The sequence below is a fragment of the Staphylococcus sp. HMSC34C02 genome, assembly GCF_001838705.1.
Taxonomy (GTDB): Bacteria; Bacillota; Bacilli; order Staphylococcales; family Staphylococcaceae; genus Staphylococcus; species Staphylococcus borealis.
In genome coordinates this window covers 1-555 of record NZ_KV838577.1, presented here as the reverse complement: position 1 = coordinate 555, position 555 = coordinate 1, and the positions used below count along the sequence as shown (strand labels likewise).

Here is a 555-nt window from a genome sequence, read left to right as displayed (position 1 = left end):
CAAGTACGTCAGATAGTGAGTCAGCATCAACAAGTGCGAGTGATTCAACAAGCACAAGCACCTCATTGAGTGGATCAGAAAGTACGAGTCTTTCAGACTCATTAAGTGAAAGCACATCAGATAGTGCCTCAACATCAACAAGTGAAAGCGACTCAACAAGTGCAAGTACATCAGATAGTGAGTCAGCATCAACAAGTGTGAGTGATTCAACAAGTACAAGCACATCAGATAGTGCCTCAACATCAACAAGCGTAAGTGACTCAACAAGCGCAAGCACATCATTGAGTGCGTCAACATCAACAAGTGTGAGCGACTCAACAAGCACAAGTACGTCAGACAGTACGTCAACATCAACGAGTGTAAGTGATTCAACAAGCGCAAGCACATCAGATAGCGCATCAGCATCAACAAGCGTGAGTGACTCAACAAGTGAAAGCACATCATTGAGTGCATCAACATCAGCAAGCGTGAGTGACTCAACAAGTGCAAGTACATCAGATAGTGCATCAACATCAACGAGTGTGAGTGACTCAACAAGCACAAGTACATCAGATA

1 protein-coding gene is annotated in these 555 nt (G+C 43.8%); it reads left to right on the top strand.

Features of this window, described 5'->3' with window-relative positions; translation table 11 throughout:
- The coding region (locus HMPREF3239_RS12780; RefSeq protein ID WP_256323743.1) for a hypothetical protein at positions 1–555 on the top strand (555 nt) is incomplete at both ends.